Annotated in this window: 15 protein-coding genes; 13 read left to right on the plus strand and 2 right to left on the minus strand. The window is 68.9% G+C overall.

The window, feature by feature from the left end; genetic code table 11:
* Position 1 precedes the first annotated feature (1 nt).
* The 4 genes from WT97_RS01195 to WT97_RS01210 all read left to right on the plus strand — a co-directional run bounded on the left by WT97_RS01195 (position 2) and on the right by WT97_RS01210 (position 4,601).
* Positions 2 to 1,696, plus strand: a complete 1,695-nt coding sequence (locus WT97_RS01195) for a hypothetical protein (RefSeq protein WP_060352658.1) — start codon at positions 2 to 4, stop codon at positions 1,694 to 1,696.
* A gap of 155 nt (positions 1,697 to 1,851) precedes the next feature.
* Positions 1,852 to 2,436 carry a hypothetical protein gene (locus WT97_RS01200; RefSeq protein ID WP_060352659.1) on the plus strand — a complete coding sequence of 195 codons (585 nt, stop codon included), beginning with the start codon at positions 1,852 to 1,854 and terminating at the stop codon, positions 2,434 to 2,436.
* A 130-nt stretch (positions 2,437 to 2,566) separates the two neighbouring features.
* Complete coding sequence (locus tag WT97_RS01205; RefSeq protein ID WP_060352660.1) at positions 2,567 to 3,964, plus strand: sigma-54 dependent transcriptional regulator; 1,398 nt, start codon at positions 2,567 to 2,569, stop codon at positions 3,962 to 3,964.
* Positions 3,965 to 4,094: 130 nt separating this feature from the next.
* Positions 4,095 to 4,601: a hypothetical protein gene (locus WT97_RS01210; RefSeq protein WP_059793336.1), complete on the plus strand. Its 507-nt coding sequence runs from the start codon at positions 4,095 to 4,097 to the stop codon at positions 4,599 to 4,601.
* 8 nt (positions 4,602 to 4,609) lie between these two features.
* Here the strand turns inward: WT97_RS01210 and WT97_RS01215 are convergent, their stop codons facing one another.
* Positions 4,610 to 5,101, minus strand: coding sequence for a hypothetical protein (locus tag WT97_RS01215; protein WP_027781097.1), 492 nt, complete (start codon positions 5,099 to 5,101; stop codon positions 4,610 to 4,612).
* A gap of 376 nt (positions 5,102 to 5,477) precedes the next feature.
* On the opposite strand from WT97_RS01215, the gene WT97_RS01220 reads away from it, so the two are divergent.
* Positions 5,478 to 6,155 (plus strand): response regulator transcription factor, encoded by a 678-nt coding sequence (locus WT97_RS01220; RefSeq protein WP_059502805.1) that lies wholly within the window; start codon positions 5,478 to 5,480, stop codon positions 6,153 to 6,155.
* 18 nt (positions 6,156 to 6,173) lie between these two features.
* On the opposite strand, the gene WT97_RS01225 is transcribed toward WT97_RS01220, so the two are convergent.
* Positions 6,174 to 7,727: a methyl-accepting chemotaxis protein gene (locus WT97_RS01225; protein WP_060034709.1), complete on the minus strand. Its 1,554-nt coding sequence runs from the start codon at positions 7,725 to 7,727 to the stop codon at positions 6,174 to 6,176.
* A 250-nt stretch (positions 7,728 to 7,977) separates the two neighbouring features.
* Between WT97_RS01225 and panE the strand changes: the two genes are divergently transcribed.
* From panE to WT97_RS01265, 8 genes are all read left to right on the plus strand, one after another.
* Complete coding sequence (gene panE, locus WT97_RS01230; protein ID WP_059502647.1) at positions 7,978 to 8,925, plus strand: 2-dehydropantoate 2-reductase; 948 nt, start codon at positions 7,978 to 7,980, stop codon at positions 8,923 to 8,925.
* A 254-nt stretch (positions 8,926 to 9,179) separates the two neighbouring features.
* Entirely contained in the window at positions 9,180 to 10,139 is a 960-nt protein-coding gene (locus WT97_RS01235) for an AraC family transcriptional regulator (RefSeq protein WP_059793330.1), read from the plus strand.
* Between the two features lie 120 nt (positions 10,140 to 10,259).
* Complete coding sequence (locus tag WT97_RS01240; protein WP_060352661.1) at positions 10,260 to 11,201, plus strand: substrate-binding domain-containing protein; 942 nt, start codon at positions 10,260 to 10,262, stop codon at positions 11,199 to 11,201.
* Between the two features lie 57 nt (positions 11,202 to 11,258).
* On the plus strand, positions 11,259 to 12,779 hold the full coding sequence (locus tag WT97_RS01245) for a sugar ABC transporter ATP-binding protein (protein ID WP_060352662.1): 1,521 nt from the start codon (positions 11,259 to 11,261) through the stop codon (positions 12,777 to 12,779).
* A complete protein-coding gene (locus WT97_RS01250) occupies positions 12,766 to 13,773 on the plus strand; it encodes an ABC transporter permease (protein ID WP_059793329.1) in 1,008 nt (335 codons plus the stop codon). The genes WT97_RS01245 and WT97_RS01250 overlap by 14 nt, the downstream gene beginning before the upstream one ends.
* A gap of 46 nt (positions 13,774 to 13,819) precedes the next feature.
* The gene (locus WT97_RS01255) at positions 13,820 to 14,908 is read left to right on the plus strand and encodes an alcohol dehydrogenase catalytic domain-containing protein (RefSeq protein ID WP_059502655.1); all 1,089 of its coding nucleotides are present in this window, start codon (positions 13,820 to 13,822) and stop codon (positions 14,906 to 14,908) included.
* Positions 14,909 to 14,937: 29 nt separating this feature from the next.
* A complete protein-coding gene (locus WT97_RS01260) occupies positions 14,938 to 16,485 on the plus strand; it encodes an FGGY-family carbohydrate kinase (RefSeq protein ID WP_060352663.1) in 1,548 nt (515 codons plus the stop codon).
* The gene (locus tag WT97_RS01265; RefSeq protein WP_059502659.1) at positions 16,482 to 17,240 is read left to right on the plus strand and encodes an SDR family oxidoreductase; all 759 of its coding nucleotides are present in this window, start codon (positions 16,482 to 16,484) and stop codon (positions 17,238 to 17,240) included. The genes WT97_RS01260 and WT97_RS01265 overlap by 4 nt, the downstream gene beginning before the upstream one ends.
* Positions 17,241 to 17,273: the final 33 nt, after the last annotated feature.

The raw sequence follows: 17,273 nt of genomic DNA on the forward strand, positions 1-17,273 counted from the left end.
AATGAACAGCAACAGGATCAAGGTGGCATGTGCGGCGATGTTCGCGATGACCACGATCGGCGCCCACGCGCAAACCGCCGATTCGACGTCGAGCGCGCAATCGTCGACCTCGTCGACGGCGATCAGCCAGGGCGGCGGCTCGAGCATGAACACGAATACGACGAGTTCGCGCGGGGGGAATGCCACCAGCTCCAGCGGGGTGCGCGGCAGCGGCAATTCGAGCGTGAACGTCAACGTGACGCTGCCGTCCAGCACGGTCGGCGGCAACGTCACGCCGCAGAGCGTGAACTCGCTGCAGTCGTCCGGCGCGCCCGGCACCAACCCGTACAACACCCAGATCTCGGAAAACGTCAATTACTCGGGCACGCAGACGATCAAGACGAATCCGTCGATCCAGGCGCCCGGTCTCACGACCACGCTGTCCGATACCTGCATGGGCTCGGTGAGCGTCGGCGTGTCGTTTCCGGGGTTCGGTGCGACGGGCGGCACGACGCTGGTCGACCAGGCCTGCGTGCGGCGTCTCGATGCGCGCGAATTCCGTGCGATGGGTCTGACCGACGTGGCGCTCGCGCTGCTGTGCCAGAGCGATGCGAACCGGCGCGCGGTGGAGGCGACCGGGCATCTGTGCCCGGGCACGACCGCGCCGCTCGCGCGTTCGAACGTGGCGCCCAGCGTCGAAGCGACCGTCGCGGACGACATCAAGTATCGCGATCCGATCGTGCGCGACCGGATGGGCCTGCCGCCGCTCGGCTCGGCCGCGCCAGTGGCCGCGCCGACGCGCCCGATCGAGACGACGTCGATGCGCGCCGCGCCGGTTTCGGTGCCGGTCCCGGTGCCGGCGATGGCGCCTGTCGCCGCCGCTCCGGCAGTTGCGACGCCGGCCGTTGCCGCCGCCGCTCCGGCAGTTGCGACGCCGGCCGTTGCCGCCGCCGCTTCGGCAGTTGCAGCGCCGGCCGTTGCCGCCGCAGTCCCGGCGCCCGCGGCGGCTGCCGCGCCTGCCGTCGCCGCCACCGCGCCCGCAGCGTCGGTCGTACCGGGTGCCGTCATGGCCACCGTGCCGGCAGCGGCCGTCATCGCCGCACCGGCCGCGGCGGACAAGGCATCGCCAGCGTCTGCCGCGCTGGTCGCCGATACGAAGGCGCCGGAGCCCGCGCGGCCGGTCGCCGACAAAGCGTCCGAGCCCGCCACGGCAGTTGTCGACAAGGTGTCCGCACCCGCCCCGGCAGTTGCCGACAAGGCGTCCGAGCCAGTGCCGGCCGTCGCGGACAAGACGCCCGAGCCTGCACAGCCCGTCGCCGCCAACGCACCGGAGCCGATGCCGGCCGCGACCGACCCGGTGCAGGCCGCAGGCGAGCCGGTTGCCGAACCGATGCCGGCGGCAACCGTCGCCGTGGCGCCGGCCGCCGATGCGAAGGTCGCCGAGCCGGCGCCGCAGGCAGCCGCCGAAGCGCCGGCCCCGGAGGCCACGCCGCCTGCCGTCGCGGCGGCGCCCGCCGACATGCGGGCAGCCGACGCGAAAGTGCCGGACGCGGTCGAATCCGCAGCCGCAGCCGCAGCGGCTGCGCCGCCCGCCGACGTGCCGGCGCTGACCGATCCCGCGCAAGCGTTGTCGCCGGCCACGGTCGATCGGCAGGCCGCACCGGCTGCACCGATCGCGCCGGCGCCGACCGTCATCTCGACGAGTACCTCGTCGTAGGCACGCGGGCCGGTTTGCCGTGCGACCGGAGCACGTGTCGCACGGCATGCGTTCGCCCCAATGCCCGACGGTCTTTTCCGGTTTGACGGGTGTTGTTCCTCTCCCCGAGGTCAACACCTCTTTTTGCGTGACGACGATGCGAGGAGGCCTCAATCATGAGGATCTTTTTGGTCGCTTTGCTGCTGGCCAGCGTACAAGCCGCTGCGCAGTCGCTTTTCCAGAATCCCGCGGTCTTCGTCATCCTGAACGAGCAGACCCTCGCGAACGCCGCGAGCGTCCAGCAGGCGCTGTCGACGCTCGGCCGTCCCGACAACACCGCATGCGCGCCGATGGTGATGATCGGCGACCCGCAGATGGTCTACATGATGCCGGAGGCGGGCCATGCGCCGTCGTGGCAAGCGCCGGTATTCGGCCGCGGTGCGCCGTTCGACGCGCACGACGGGCCGAAGTCGGCCGGCAAGACGGTCGGCGCGACGCAGCACACCGAGGCGATGCAGACGCAACCGTGGGGCGACGGCAGCGCGATCACGCAGAAGATCGCGGGCGAGTCGAGCGTCGCGGCCGCGGACCGGGTGAACGAATGGCGGTACACCGGGCTCGACAGGATCGAGACGGCCCGCGCGTCGGACGTGACGGTGAACGGCAAGACCTACCGCGCCTATCGCGACGATCTCAACGGCGCGGCGAAGCCTGTCGTCGAGCCGCAGATCTACACGCAGCGCGTCGTGTTCTGCCGATAGCGCGGCGTAGTTCGAGGACGGAGCGGCGCCGCGCCGCGGGACCACGGGCCCGCCACGCGATCGGCAACGGCCGCTTCGATATACAACCTTATGCGGCGAGGCAATCGTGAACCATTGCTGTCAGCTCGGCATGCCGGGCCCGCACGATGTCGAACGGCAGGCGAGCACGCTGCCGTTCGTCGCGGTCCGGCGCAGTCCCGTCGCGCCGTCGCGGCCACTCGTCTACTTGTCGCGGCAACACGATGCCGCGCTCGTCGATTCGCTCGCGTCGCGCGGCTGGGAGGTGTGGTGCGCCAAAACCGTGGCGGACGCGCAGAATCTCGCCAAGGCGAACCGTCCGCATGCGGGCATCGTCGATTTCGGCAGCTTCGCGTCGCCGGACGTCGCGTCGTTCGAGGCGCTGCTGCGTGACCCGCGCGTCGGCTGGGTCGCGCTCGCCGACGGCGAGCGGCTGCGCAACATCACGATCGCGCGCCTGATCCGCCGCTGCTGCTTCGACTACGTGCGCCATGCGACGGCCTACACGACGATCGGCTATCTCGTCGGCCATGCATACGGGATGCTGGCGCTCGCGGACGGCGACCCGGCCGCGGAAGCGCCGCCGCCGGGCGGCGCGATGATCGGCGCGTGCGACGCGATGCGCCGGCTGTTCGCGACGATCCGCAAGGTCGCGAACACCGAGGCGACCGTGTTCATCGCCGGCGAATCCGGCACCGGCAAGGAGCTGACGGCGGCGGCGATCCACCGGCAGTCGTCGCGTGCCGACGCGCCGTTCGTTGCCGTGAACTGCGCGGCCATCCCGACGATGCTGGTGCAGGCCGAACTGTTCGGGCACGAGCGCGGCGCATTCACCGGCGCGCACCAGCGCAAGATCGGCCGCATCGAGGCTGCGCACGGCGGCACGCTGTTTCTCGACGAAATCGGCGACATGCCGTTCGAGAGCCAGGCGAGCCTGCTGCGGTTCCTGCAGGAGGGCAGGATCGAGCGGCTCGGCGGGCATGCGTCGATTCCGGTCGACGTGCGGATCGTGTCGGCGACCCACGTCGATCTCGAAGCCGCGATGCAGGCCGGGCGATTCCGCGCCGACCTCTACTACCGCCTGTGCGTGCTGCGTATCGACGAGCCGCCGCTGCGCATGCGCGGCCGCGACATCATGCTGCTCGCCGATGACGTGCTGCGGCGCTATCGCGGCGACGGCGCGTACCGGATTCGCGGCTTCACGCCGTGCGCGATCGAGGCGATCCACAACTATTCGTGGCCCGGCAACGTGCGCGAGCTGATCAACCGGATCCGCTTCGCGGTCGTGATGACGAACGGCCCGCTGATCTCGGCCGCCGATCTCGAGCTGCGTCCGTACACGTCGCTGCGGCCGCCGACGCTCGCGCAGGCGCGCCGGCAGGCCGAGCGGCACGCGATCGAGGCAACGCTGCTGCGTCACCGCCACCAGCATGCGGACGTCGCGGCGGAGCTGGGCATCTCGCGTGCGACGCTGTACCGCCTGATGACCGCGCACGGGCTGCATGGCTGACGCGCCGCTGCGCGCGTGCGCTCAAGACCTCGCGGCGGCGGCCGTTAAAACATGAAACGGCCCGGCCGGAACGCGTGCATCGACGTGCGCGCAACCGGCACGCGGCGCATCACGCTTATCCGAGGTCATCGTGGCAGAGTGCAGTCAGTGCGGCAGGACGTTCCTGGTCGGCGGGCGGTCGATCGACGGCCGCCGCTATTGCGGCCCGGTGTGCGCACAGGCGCATCCGGTCGTCGTCGAGGCCGAACGGGTGCCCGACGCGAAGGTCCGGCAGTACGTCGACGACTGGCGCTACGGGCCATGTCCGATCTGTCTGCGCGAAGGGCAACCGGTCGACGTCCACGCGTCGCATCGCGTCGTGTCGCTCGTATTCGTCACGCGCTGGGCCACGCGGCGCCACGTGTGCTGCCGCCGCTGCGGCCGCCGGAAGCAGGCGATCGCGCTGCTCGCGTCGGCCGCGCTCGGCTGGTGGGGGCTGCCGTGGGGCATCGTGCTGACGCCGATCCAGCTCGCGCGCAATTTGCTGGGCCTGGCCGCGCGCGATCCCGAGGCCGCGACGCCGCAGTTCGAGGCGCTCGTGCGGCGCAAGCTGGCCGCCCGCCGGCTCGCGCGCGCGGAGCGGGGCGCCGGCGCCTGATCGCGCCCTCAGGCCGGCCGGTCGAAGCCCGATGCGGCCCAGCGCTCGGCGCTGGCCTTGTTGAGCTTGAACCCGGCCGACACCTTCGCTTCGGCCAGCAGCTCGCCATACGGATCGAACGCCTTGAGCTGCGCATACGGCTCGAACTCGTCGGGCACGATGTCGAGCGTCACCGATACGTCCTGTCCGGCTTCGTCCTGCACCGTCACTTCCTTGTGCAGCATCGCGCGCCGCTGCTGTTCGTGACGCATCAGCACTTCGGTCGCGGTCTTCACGAGCGTGCGGAACGCGTTCGCATCCATCGGCTTCGGGTTCTTCTTGTCACGGCCCATGGTCCACGGCCCGACGAGCGCGGGCTCGGACTCGCCGTCCTTGACCATCTCGACGGCCCAGCCGTCGTCGTCTTCGTTCTTGATGATGCGGGCCGTCCAACCGTTGTCGCGCCAGAGGCCGTCTTCGTGGATGGAGGTGTCGTCGGATTGCAGGTCGGAATCGGTCATGAGGAAAGCGGGAGGTCGGGCAAGCCGGCGAAGGGCCGGCGGCGCGCGGCCGGCATCGGCGCGTCGCTCGCCACCGGCGGGCCGGGGTGGCATGCAAACGCGCAATTTTACCCGCTGGCCGGCCGCGCGGCGCGCCACGCCGGCCATCGGGCCGATGCCGCGACGGTCGTCCGCCGGCCGCCGGGCGTTGAACCGGCGCAAATATCAAACCCGTATTACGTCTTCGGCAGCCAATTCGTACGCCGTCCGATATCGCGCGCGTGCATACGTTCATAGAATCGACGTCCAGGCTAAAAATCGCCTGAATGTCCTTTCAACGCCCAACCGGGCGCGCGCGTTCCGCGTGGCGCGGCCGGTGAACCACCAGGAACTCCGCATGAGGAAATTCAATGTTCGCATCGTCTTCGCGTACGACTGGCCATTGACGCTGGCCGGTATCGAGCAGATCGCGGGCGGCGCCTGCGCGATCGAGCTCGCCGCGGTCTACCGGAGCGCGGCAGAACTGGTCGCATCGCTCGGCGGCATCGATTGCGACGTCGTGCTGGTCGACTATGCGATACGCGGCGACGAGCAGATGGATGGCCTCGCGCTGTTCGACTGGCTGCGCCGCACGCGGCCGAACGTCGGGATCGTCGTGCTGGTCGCGAACGAGAACCCGCTGATCTTCCGGTCGATCTTCGCGATCGGCGGCGTGAGCGTCGTCAGCAAGCTCGACGAGGTCGGCCATATCGTCACGGCGATTCATTCGAGCTACAGCGGCGCGACCTACCTGTCGCCGTCCGTGCGTCGCGCGGTCGATGCGCTCGGCACGCGCGGCGACACGCCCGTGAAGCTGTCGGCGCGCGAAATCGAGGTGATTCGCCTGTATCTGTCGGGCGTGCCGATCAAGACGATCGCGCAGCGCCTGAGCAAGGGCAAGCAGACGGTCAGCGCGCAGAAGATCAGCGCGATGAAGAAGCTCGGCGCGAGCAACGACGTCGAGCTGATCCAGCGCGCGGCGGGGCTGGGGCTCGGTAGCGGCGAGGCCGCGCTGCGGGCGGGCAGCGCGGCGTGAGGGTGGGGCGGCGCGCCGTCAAGCCGGCAGCGCGAACCGCGTCACCGCGTCGCGCAGCGCCTCGGCCTGATCGCGCAGCGAATGCGCGGCTGCCGCGGCCTGTTCGACGAGTGCCGCGTTCTGCTGCGTGACCTGATCCATCTCGCCCACCGCGCGGTTGACCTGCTCGATCCCGGCGCTCTGCTCGCGCGATGCGTGGCTGATTTCGTCGAGGATCTCGTTCACGCGCCGTACCGACTGCACGATCTCGGCCATCGTCTCGCCCGCATGCGTGACGAGCGTCGCGCCGTGCTGGACCGTCTCGTTCGACGACACGATCAGCGACTTGATCTCCTTGGCCGCCGTCGCCGAGCGTTGCGCGAGCGAGCGCACTTCGGCCGCGACCACCGCGAAGCCGCGACCCTGTTCGCCTGCGCGCGCCGCTTCCACTGCCGCGTTCAGCGCGAGGATGTTGGTCTGGAACGCGATCCCGTCGATCACGCCGATGATGTCGCCGATCTTGTGCGAGCGGTCGGTGATCTCGTTCATCGTGCGCACGACGTCGTCGACCACCGCACTGCCGCGCGTCGCGACCTGCGCGGCCTGGCCGGCGAGCGACGCGGCCTGCTCGGCGCTGTCCGCGTTCTGCTTCACGTTCGCGGTCATCTCGTCCATGCTCGACGCGGTCTGCACGAGCGCGGCCGCCTGTTGCTCGGTGCGCTGCGACAGGTCCGTGTTGCCGGATGCGATCTCGCTCGCGCCGACGTTGATGTTCTCGGTGCCGGCCCGGACGCGCGACACCATGTCGATCAGCCCGCCCTGCATCGTGTGCAACGCATGCAGCAGGCTGCCGCGATCGTCGTGCTTCACGCTCACGCGGGCAGTCAGGTCGCCCTGCGCGATGCGCCGAGCGGCGTCGAGCGCCGCTTCCAGCTCCCCGCCGAGGCTCGCGCGCACGCTTTTCAGCACCAGTACCATCACGGCCGTCGCGATCGCGCCGAGCACGGCCGTCATCGCGAGCCAGCGGCCGATGCTCGCAAGCACCGCCGAGCGCACGTCGTTCATGTACATGCCGGTCACCAGATACCAGTCCCACGGCGCGAAGCGCTGCACGGCGCTGGTCTTCTCCTGCGGCTTGTCCGCACCCGGTTTCGGCCACAGATATTCGACGAAGCCCTTGCCGCCTTCCGCGTTGCCGGCCTTCACGATCTCGACGAACAGGTGCTTGCCGTTCGGATCGGTGAAATTCGACACGTCCTTGCCGTTGAGCTCGGCCTTGATCGGATGCATCACGATCACCGGCTTCGAATCGTTGACCGAGATATAGCCGTCGGCGCCGTAGCGCATCGCGGCAATCGCCTCGAGCGCCTTCTGCTTCGCATCGGTTTCCGGCATCGCGTTCTGCTGCGACAGCTTGTAGTAATGGTCGGTCACGCTCGCGGCCTGTGCGACCAGCGATGCAAGCTGGTCGCGGCGGTCGGCGATCATCGACGCGCGGGTCTGCCATGCGCCCAGCCCGGCGATCACGAGCAGGCCGAGCCACAGGATGACGATCATCGAGGCGAGTTTCTGATTCAGGGAAAGATTGCGCATGGTATGAGGTCGGTCAGTCGAGGAAGCTCGCCGGGACGGCGTGACGGGGTAAGTGTCTTGACGGCGCGCGATGTGCGGCGCTGTAGGCGGGAAATCCCTTAGAAGCGGCTCGTTTCCCGATGCCCGCGACGCGGGCGCGGGCATCTATGCATATGCATAAAAGTGGCCGCTATACTGTCGGGCGATGGTGTATGCGCCACGCCCGCACGGGCCGCGGTGCGACACCGAACCAAACCGAAAGGAGGCAACGATGCGGATTCTGGTAGTAGGGGCCGGCGCGGTCGGCGGATACTTCGGCGGCCGGCTGGCCGCGGCGGGGCGCGACGTGACGTTCCTGGTGCGCGACGGCCGCGCGGCTGCGCTTGCACGCGACGGGCTGCTGATCCGGAGCCCGCGCGGCGACCTGACGCTCGCGAACGTGCAGACGGTGCGCGCGGGCGATGCGGGCGCCGGCGTCGCGCCGTTCGACCTCGTGCTGTTGAGCTGCAAGGCGTACAGCCTCGACGACGCGATTGCGTCGTTCGCGCCGTTTGTCGGCCCGCAGACGCTGATCCTGCCGATGCTCAACGGGATGCGCCACCTCGACGTGCTGCGCGAGCGCTTCGGCGCCGCGCAGGTGCTCGGCGGGCTGTGCGTGATCGCGGCGACGCTCGATCGCGAGCAGCGCATCGTACACCTGAACGACACGCACGGCGTGACGTTCGGCGAGCTTGCCGGCGGCGAATCGCCGCGCGTGCGCGCGGTGGCCGACGTGCTCGGCGGCGCGGGCTTCGACGCGACGCTCAGCGACGATATCGCCGCGCGGATGTGGGAGAAGTGGGTGTTCCTCGCGACGCTCGCCGCGAGCACGTCGCTGTTTCGCGGTTCGATCGGCGACATTCTCGCGGCGCCGGACGGCCGCCGCCTGCTCGAAACGATGCTCGCCGAATGCAGCGCGATCGCCGAACACAACGGCCACCGGCCCGACTCGTCGGCCAGCGAGCGGATGCAGCGGATGGTGCTGACGCCGTCGCCGCTGACCGCGTCGATGCTGCGCGATGTCGAGAATCATGCGCGCGTCGAAGCCGATCACGTGATCGGCGACCTGCTCGCGCGGCGCGACCCGCAGGCGGCCGATGCGTTGTCGCTGCTGCGGATCGCGTACAACCACCTGAAGACGTACGAGGCGCGCACGGCGCGCGAGCACGCGGCGGCGTAAGCCGGCGCGGGCGGCCAGCGCGGGCGGCCGTCCGCGCGATTCCGCGCCGCAACAAATTTGCCGTCCGGCGCCGTTTGCGGCCGGATCGTGCAAAAAAGTATCGGAAATCAGGCGTAAAGTTGGTGGAGCCGCGCGCTCGATCGACCTACATTGCTTCCCATGCGACCGGTCCGCATCGCCGCGCGAAACCGCCGGCGGACACGCGAACGAGCCGAACAGGCCGGCCAGCGATACATGGGAATGGAGACGCCAACATGATGCACCCCGATCTCGAAGTGGTCGAAGTGCGACGCGACGAGTCGTTCAAGGTCTGGTCGCACGGCTATCCGTATCGCACGATCCGCTGGCATTTCCATCCCGAATTCGAGCTGCACCTGATCGTCGCGACGCACGGCAAGTATTTCGTCGGCGATCACATCGGCTCGTTCGGCCCCGGCCATCTCGTGCTGCTCGGCCCGAACCTGCCGCACAACTGGGTCAGCGACATGGCCGAAGGCGAAACCGTCGAGCGGCGCAATCTCGTGATCCAGTTCGATCCGTCTTTCGTGCGCCGCTGCATGGACGCGTTTCCCGAATGCCGCGACGCGCAGACGCTGCTCGACGATGCGCGGCGCGGGGTCGGCTTCGACGCGGCGACGAGCGCCGCGATCGCCCCGCTGTTCGACGCGTTGCTGACCGCGCGCGGCATGCACCGCATCGCGCTGTTCATGACGATCCTCGAGCGGCTGTGCGGCGCGGCCGAGCGCACGCTGCTCGCGAGCCCCGCATACGACCAGACCGACGTCACGCCGACGCGGCTCAGTCACGCGCTGTCGTATATCGGCAAGAACCTCGCATCCGAGCTGCGCGAATCCGATCTCGCGCAACTGACCGGGCAGAGCGTCAGCGCGTTCTCGCGCGCGTTCCATCGCCACACGGGCATGCCGTTCGTCCAGTACGTGAATCGCCTGCGGATCGAATCCGCATGCCAGATGCTGCTCGCCGACGACGCGAGCATCACCGACGTCTGTTTCCAGGCCGGCTTCAACAACGTGTCGAACTTCAACCGCCAGTTCCGCGCGGTGAAGGGGATGGCGCCGTCCGAATTCCGTGCGCTGCAGCGCCTGAACGCGCGCAGCCGCGAGCTGGCGCTGCATGCGGCGCCCACCGGTAACCCGCTGCCGCCGCGCGTGCTGACGCCCGGCGCACCCGAGCTCGCGCCGCAGCCCGGATGATCGCCGGGCCGCCGCCCGCCCGAGTTTGCTCCGTCGTTTTACCCAGCCGATCGCGTCGCTCACGTCGCGAGGGGCGCATTCATCCACGAAAAAGCCGCACACAATTCAGGAGACACCGTCATGACGCACGCATCGCCCGCTTCATCCTCCCGTCGCGCCGCCCGCCTGGCGGCCGTTGCCGCGCTCGCCGTCGCGGCCCTGCTGCCCGCCGCCGCCCACGCCGCGCCGCTGCGGATCGGCATGACGTTCCAGGAGCTGAACAACCCGTATTTCGTGACGATGCAGAAGGCGCTGAACGACGCGGCCGCGTCGATCGGCGCGCAGGTCGTCGTCACCGACGCGCATCACGACGTCAGCAAGCAGGTGAGCGACGTCGAGGACATGCTGCAGAAGAAGATCGACATCCTGCTCGTGAACCCGACCGATTCGACCGGCATCCAGTCGGCGATCGCGCAAGCGAAGAAGGCGGGCGCGGTGGTCGTGGCCGTCGATGCGAACGCGAACGGCCCGGTCGATTCGTTCGTCGGTTCGAAGAATTACGACGCGGGCGTGATGTCGTGCGAATACCTTGCGAAGGCGATCGGCGGCAGCGGCGAGGTCGCGATCCTCGACGGCATTCCGGTCGTGCCGATTCTCGAGCGCGTGCGCGGCTGCAAGGCCGGGCTCGCGAAATTCCCGAACGTGAAACTCGTCGACACGCAGAACGGCAAGCAGGAGCGCGCGACCGCGCTGTCGGTCACCGAAAACATGATTTCCGCGCATCCGAACCTGAAGGGCATCTTCAGCGTGAACGACGGCGGCTCGATGGGCGCGCTCGCCGCGATCGAGGGGTCCGGCAAGGACATCAAGCTGACGAGCGTCGATGGCGCGCCCGAGGCGATCGCCGCGATCCAGAAGCCGAACTCGAAGTTCGTCGAGACGACCGCGCAGTTCCCGGCCGACCAGGTGCGCATCGCGCTCGGCATCGCGATCGCGCGCAAGTGGGGCGCGACGGTGCCGAAGGCGATTCCTGTCGACGTGAAGGTCGTCGATCGCGGCAACGCGAAGGGTTTCAGCTGGTGAACGACGCGCGACGCGAAGGGCGGCGGCGTGGCCGACGCCCTTCGCACGGAGAAGCCGATGGATACGATACTCAGGCTCGGCCACATCACGAAAAGCTTTCCCGGTGTGAAGGCGCTGTCCGACATCGATCTGGAGATCGCGCGCGGCGAGATCCATGCGCTGCTCGGCGAGAACGGCGCCGGAAAATCGACGCTGATGAAGATCCTGTGCGGCATCCACCAGCCGGATGCCGGCACGATCGAGATCGACGGCGCCGCGCGCCATTTCGCGGACTATCACGACGCGGTCGCGGCCGGCGTCGGCATCGTGTTTCAGGAATTCAGCCTGATTCCGCACCTCGATGCCGTCGACAACCTGTTCCTCGGCCGCGAGTTGCGCACGCGCTGGGGGGCGCGCGATCGCAAGCGGATGCGCGCGGCGGCGGCGGCCATCTTCGCGCGGCTCGGCGTGGCGATCGATCTCGATGCGCCGATCCGTGCGCTGTCGGTCGCGCAGCAGCAGTTCGTCGAGATCGGCAAGGCGCTGTCGCTCGACGCGCGCATCCTGATCCTCGACGAACCGACCGCGACGCTCACGCCGGCCGAGGCCGAGCACCTGTTCGCGATCATGCGCGAGCTGAAGCGGCAGGGCGTCGCGATGATCTTCATCTCGCATCATCTCGACGAAATTTTCGCGGTGTGCGACCGCATCACGGTGCTGCGCGACGGCCAGTACGTCGCGACGACCGACGTCGCGCGCACCGATGTCGAGCAACTGGTGCGGATGATGGTCGGCCGCCGGATCGAAAGCAGCTTTCCGCCGAAGCCGGCGCTGCCGGCCGACGCGCCGGTCGTGCTCGACGTCCATGCGCTGCAGATCGAGCGCGACGGCCCGGTGAACAGCTTCGCGCTTCGCGCCGGCGAGATCCTCGGCTTCGCGGGGCTGGTTGGCTCGGGCCGCACGGAAACCGCGCTCGCGGTGATCGGCGCGACGCGCGCGCATCGCAAGGAACTGCGCGTACGCGGCGCGGCGGCGAAGCTCGCCGATCCGGCCGACGCACTGCGCGCGGGCATCGGCCTCCTGCCGGAAAGCCGCAAGACGGAAGGGCTCGTCACGTCGTTCTCGATTCGCGACAACATCTCGCTGAACAATCTCGGCAAGTACCGGTCGATGCGCTGGCTGATCGACCGGCGCGGCGAGGCGCGTACGACGCACGACGTGATGCGGCGCGTCGGCGTGAAGGCGCCGTCGATCCACACCGAGGTCGCGACGCTGTCCGGCGGCAATCAGCAGAAGGTCGTGATCGCGCGCTGGCTGAACCATCACACGTCGGTGCTGATCTTCGACGAGCCGACGCGCGGCATCGACGTCGGCGCGAAAGCCGAAATCTACGGGCTGATGCGCGAACTCACCGCGCGCGGCTACGCCATCATCATGATCTCGTCCGAATTGCCGGAAATCGTCGGCATGTGCGATCGCGTCGCCGTGTTCCGGCAGGGCCGCATCGAGGCGACGCTCGCCGGCGACGAGATCGATCCCGACACGGTCATGACCTATGCCACGGCCGGCACGCGAGGAGCGACCCATGAACCTGCCTGATTCCTCTTCCACGCCTTCCACGACGCTCGCGGCCACGGCCGCCGATGCGCCGCCGCCCCGCGCGATGTGGGCCCGGTTGCGCCGCTCGACGCTGTTCTATCCGCTCGTGGGCCTCGTCGTCGTGTGCATCGCGATGATGGTCGCGAGCCCGAGCTTCCTGTCCGCCGCGAACCTCGAAAACGTGCTGCGCCAGGTCTCGATCAACGCGATCATCGCGGTCGGCATGACCTGCGTGATCCTGACGGGCGGCATCGACTTGTCGGTCGGCTCGGTGATGGCGCTGTCCGGCACGCTCGCGGCCGGGCTGATGGTCGCGGGCGTCAACGCGGCCGCCGCGCTGGCGATCGGCATCGCGGTCGGCCTGGGCTTCGGCTTCCTGAACGGCGTGTTCGTCGCGTTCGCGGGGATGCCGCCGATCATCGTCACGCTCGCGACGATGGGCATCGCGCGCGGCCTCGCGCTGATCTACACGGGCGGCTATCCGATCGACGGGCTGCCCGACTGGGTCGCGTTCTTCGGCAGCGGCAAGGTGCTCGGCATCCAGACGCCGGTGCTGATCATGCTGGCGATCTATGCGATCGCGTGGCTGTTGCTCGACCGGATGCCGTTCGGCCGCTACGTGTACGCGATCGGCGGCAACGAGCAGGCGACGCGGCTCACCGGCGTGCGGGTCGCGCGCGTGAAGCTGATCGTCTACACGCTGGCCGGCGTCACGTCGGCGCTCGCCGCGATCGTGCTGACCGGGCGTCTGATGAGCGGGCAGCCGAACGCCGGCGTGGGCTTCGAGCTCGACGCGATCGCGGCCGTCGTGATGGGCGGCACGTCGATCTCCGGCGGGCGCGGCGCGATCCTCGGCACGCTCGTCGGGGCGCTGCTGCTCGGCGTGCTCAACAACGGGCTCAACATGATCGGCGTGAACCCGTACGTGCAGAACGTGATCAAGGGCGGAATCATCCTGCTCGCGATCTACATCAGCCGCGAGCGATCGCGGTAACGATCGATCCATCGGTTATCCAAATCAATTGAAAAAGAGACAACTCATGACGACACCCGAAGCCCAGCCGCGCATGACCGCGGTCGTCTGCCACGGCCCCGAGGACTATCGCGTCGAACAGGTCGCGAAGCCGCACCCCGGGACGAACGAGCTCGTGATCCGCATCGCCGCGTGCGGCATCTGCGCGAGCGACTGCAAGTGCTATACCGGCGCCAAGATGTTCTGGGGCGGACCGAGCCCGTGGGTGAAGGCGCCGGTGATCCCCGGCCACGAATTCTTCGGCCATGTCGAAGCGCTCGGCGACGGCGCGGCCGAGCATTTCGGCGTGGCGATGGGCGATCGCGTGATCGCCGAGCAGATCGTGCCGTGCGGCAAGTGTCGCTATTGCAAGTCGGGCCAGTACTGGATGTGCGAGGTGCACAACATCTTCGGCTTCCAGCGTGAAGTCGCCGACGGCGGAATGGCCGAGTACATGCGCATTCCGCCGACCGCGATCGTCCACAAGATCCCGCTTGGCGTATCGCTCGAGGATGCGGCGATCATCGAGCCGCTGTCGTGCGCGATCCATACCGTGAACCGCGGCGACGTCCAGCTCGACGACGTCGTCGTGATCGCGGGCGCGGGCCCGCTCGGGCTGATGATGACGCAGGTCGCGCACCTGAAGACGCCGAAGAAGCTCGTCGTGATCGACCTGATCGACGAACGGCTCGAACTCGCGCGGCAGTACGGCGCCGACGTGACGATCAACCCGCGGCGCGACGATGCGCGCGAGATCGTCCGTGCCCTTACCGACGGCTACGGTTGCGACGTCTACATCGAGACGACCGGCGCGCCGGTCGGCGTGAACCAGGGGCTCGACCTGATCCGCAAGCTCGGCCGCTTCGTCGAATTCAGCGTGTTCGGCGAGGATGCGACCGTCGACTGGTCGATCATCGGCGACCGCAAGGAGCTCGACGTGCGCGGCGCGCATCTCGGGCCATACTGCTATCCGGTCGCGATCGATCTGCTCGCGCGCGGGCTCGTCACGTCGAAGGGCATCGTCACGCACGGCTTCGCGCTCGAGGACTGGGACGATGCGATCCGCGTCGCGAAATCGCCCGAATCGATCAAGGTGCTGCTGAAGCCGGCCCGCTGACGGCCGGCGCGCGCCTCACCGGAGACATCATGGAATACGTCATAGGCGTCGACATCGGCACGCAGAGCACCAAGGCGCTGCTGGTCGACCGGCACGGCACGATCGTCGCGCGGCGCTCGGCCGGCTACCAGCCCGATACGCCGCGCCCGCTGTGGGCCGAGCAGTGGCCGCAGGTGTGGTTCGACGCGGTGCTCGACTGCATCGCCGGCTGCGTGAGCGATGCGCGTGCGCAGGGCGTGCCGGCCGATGCGATCCGTGCGGTGTGCGTGAGCAGCCTGTACGGCGGCTCGGGCATCCCGGTCGACATCGACATGCGGCCGTTGCATCCGTGCCTGATCTGGATGGACCGGCGCGCGACCGCGGAAGTCGACTGGGTCAACGAGCACGTGAATGTCGAGCGGCTGCGCGTGATCACCGGCAACGGCGTCGACAGCTACTACGGGTTCACCAAGATGCTGTGGTTGCGCGACCGGCGGCCGGACGTATGGGCGAACGTGCGCTACTTCCTGCCGCCGAACGCGTACGTGATCTACCTGCTGACCGGCGAAGTGGCGGTCGATCACAGTTCGGCCGGCAATATCGGCGGCGTGTACGACGTCGCACGCCGCGAATGGTCCGACGACGCGCTCGACATGCTCGGCATTCCGGCGACGATGATGCCGGAACGGCTGGTCGATTCGACGGACATCGTCGGCGGTCTGCTGTCGCAATGGACCGCGCAACTCGGGCTGCCGGCCGGCACGCCCGTCGTCGCGGGCGGCGTCGATGCGGCGGTGGCGACCTTCGCGGCCGGCGCGACGCGTGCCGGGCAGCACGTCGCGATGATCGGCACCAGCATGTGCTGGGGCTACGTGAACCGGCACGTCGATGCGCGGCATGGCCTCGTCAGCATGCCGCACGTGTTCGACGGGCAGCGCGACCTGTACGTGTTCGGCGGTGCGATCGCGGCCGGCGCGTCGGTGGCGTGGTTTCGCGATCAGTTCTGCCATGCGGAAGTCGATGCGGCGCGCCTGCTGCCGCACGGCGATCCGCATGCGCTGCTCGAGGAAGCGGCCGAATGTGTGCCGGCCGGCGCCGACGGCGTGCTGTTCCTGCCGTATCTGATGGGCGAGCGCAGCCCGGTGTGGGATGCGAAGGCGAGCGGCGCGTTCGTCGGGCTGAGTCTCGCGCATACGCGTGCGCATCTTTATCGTGCGGTGCTCGAAGGGGTCGCGTTCGCGTTGCGCCACAACATCGAGGCCGGCCGCCGTGGCGCGGTGACGCTGGACGATCGATTGATCGTCGTCGGCGGCGCCGCGCATTCGGCGCTGTGGATGCAGATCATCGCGGACGTGACGGGTTTCCCGGTATGGACGATCGAGCAGGACGTCGAAGCCGCGATGGGGGCTGCGCTGCTTGCGGGTGTCGGAGCAGGGCTCGTGTCGCGCGACGACGCGCAGGGCGGCTGGGTCACGCTCGTCGAGCGCGCACGGCCCGATGCCGACCGCGCGAAAACGTACGACGCGCGTTTTTCGCTGTACACGGCGCTGTATCCGGCACTCAAGCCGATCATGCACGGGCTGGGCACACCATCATGAACACACGATTCGATTTCGGCGGGTCAACGGTGCTCGTCACGGGCGCATCGAGCGGAATCGGCCGCGCGTGCGCAGTCGCGCTGGCGCACGCCGGCGCGCGCGTCGTCGCGGCGGGGCGCGACATGGCCGCGCTCGATATGCTCGCCGGCGAGATTGCGTGCGAGACGTTGCGCATGGATGTCGGCGAGGACGAACGCGCGATCGATGCCGCACTCGCTGCATACGACGCGTTCGACGGCCTGGTCAATTGCGCGGGGATCGCGTCGCTCGAACCGGCGCTCGATGTCGGCGCCGCGCATTTCGATCGCGTGATGGCCGTCAATGCGCGCGGCGCGGCGCTCGTCGCGCGGGCCGTGGCCCGAAAGATGATCGAGCGCGACGCACGCGGCGCGGCGCACGCCCGGGGCAGCATCGTCAACGTGTCGAGTCAGGCCGCGCTCGTCGGCCTGCCCGCGCATCTGAGCTATTGCGCGTCGAAGGCGGCGATGGACGCGATCACGCGCGTGCTGTGCATCGAGCTCGGGCCGCACGGCATTCGTGTGAACAGCGTGAACCCCACCGTCACGCTCACGCCGATGGCGCAGTTCGCATGGAGCGACCCGGAGAAGCGCGCGCCGATGCTGGCCGCGATTCCGCTCGGCCGATTCGCGGAGCCGGACGAAGTCGTCGAACCGATCCTGTTTTTGCTGAGCGATGCGGCGTCGATGATCAGCGGCGTGTCGCTGCCGATCGACGGCGGCTATACGGCACGCTAGACCGCAGTCGCGCGAGGAGCGGGTCGCGTTCGC

It is taken from the genome of Burkholderia sp. MSMB1459WGS, from assembly GCF_001534535.1.
Lineage (GTDB): Bacteria > Pseudomonadota > Gammaproteobacteria > Burkholderiales > Burkholderiaceae > Burkholderia.

What these genes read in the sequence shown, in the direction of transcription:
- WT97_RS01195 (WP_060352658.1), top strand. Translation starts at nt 2, where the DNA reads ATGAACAGCAACAGGATCAAGGTGGCATGTGCGGCGATGTTCGCGATG.
- WT97_RS01200 (WP_060352659.1), top strand. Translation starts at nt 1,852, where the DNA reads ATGAGGATCTTTTTGGTCGCTTTGCTGCTGGCCAGCGTACAAGCCGCT.
- WT97_RS01205 (WP_060352660.1), top strand. Translation starts at nt 2,567, where the DNA reads ATGCCGGGCCCGCACGATGTCGAACGGCAGGCGAGCACGCTGCCGTTC.
- WT97_RS01215 (WP_027781097.1), bottom strand. Translation starts at nt 5,101, where the DNA reads ATGACCGATTCCGACCTGCAATCCGACGACACCTCCATCCACGAAGAC.
- WT97_RS01220 (WP_059502805.1), top strand. Translation starts at nt 5,478, where the DNA reads ATGAGGAAATTCAATGTTCGCATCGTCTTCGCGTACGACTGGCCATTG.
- WT97_RS01225 (WP_060034709.1), bottom strand. Translation starts at nt 7,727, where the DNA reads ATGCGCAATCTTTCCCTGAATCAGAAACTCGCCTCGATGATCGTCATC.
- panE (WP_059502647.1), top strand. Translation starts at nt 7,978, where the DNA reads ATGCGGATTCTGGTAGTAGGGGCCGGCGCGGTCGGCGGATACTTCGGC.
- WT97_RS01235 (WP_059793330.1), top strand. Translation starts at nt 9,180, where the DNA reads ATGATGCACCCCGATCTCGAAGTGGTCGAAGTGCGACGCGACGAGTCG.
- WT97_RS01240 (WP_060352661.1), top strand. Translation starts at nt 10,260, where the DNA reads ATGACGCACGCATCGCCCGCTTCATCCTCCCGTCGCGCCGCCCGCCTG.
- WT97_RS01245 (WP_060352662.1), top strand. Translation starts at nt 11,259, where the DNA reads ATGGATACGATACTCAGGCTCGGCCACATCACGAAAAGCTTTCCCGGT.
- WT97_RS01250 (WP_059793329.1), top strand. Translation starts at nt 12,766, where the DNA reads ATGAACCTGCCTGATTCCTCTTCCACGCCTTCCACGACGCTCGCGGCC.
- WT97_RS01255 (WP_059502655.1), top strand. Translation starts at nt 13,820, where the DNA reads ATGACGACACCCGAAGCCCAGCCGCGCATGACCGCGGTCGTCTGCCAC.
- WT97_RS01260 (WP_060352663.1), top strand. Translation starts at nt 14,938, where the DNA reads ATGGAATACGTCATAGGCGTCGACATCGGCACGCAGAGCACCAAGGCG.
- WT97_RS01265 (WP_059502659.1), top strand. Translation starts at nt 16,482, where the DNA reads ATGAACACACGATTCGATTTCGGCGGGTCAACGGTGCTCGTCACGGGC.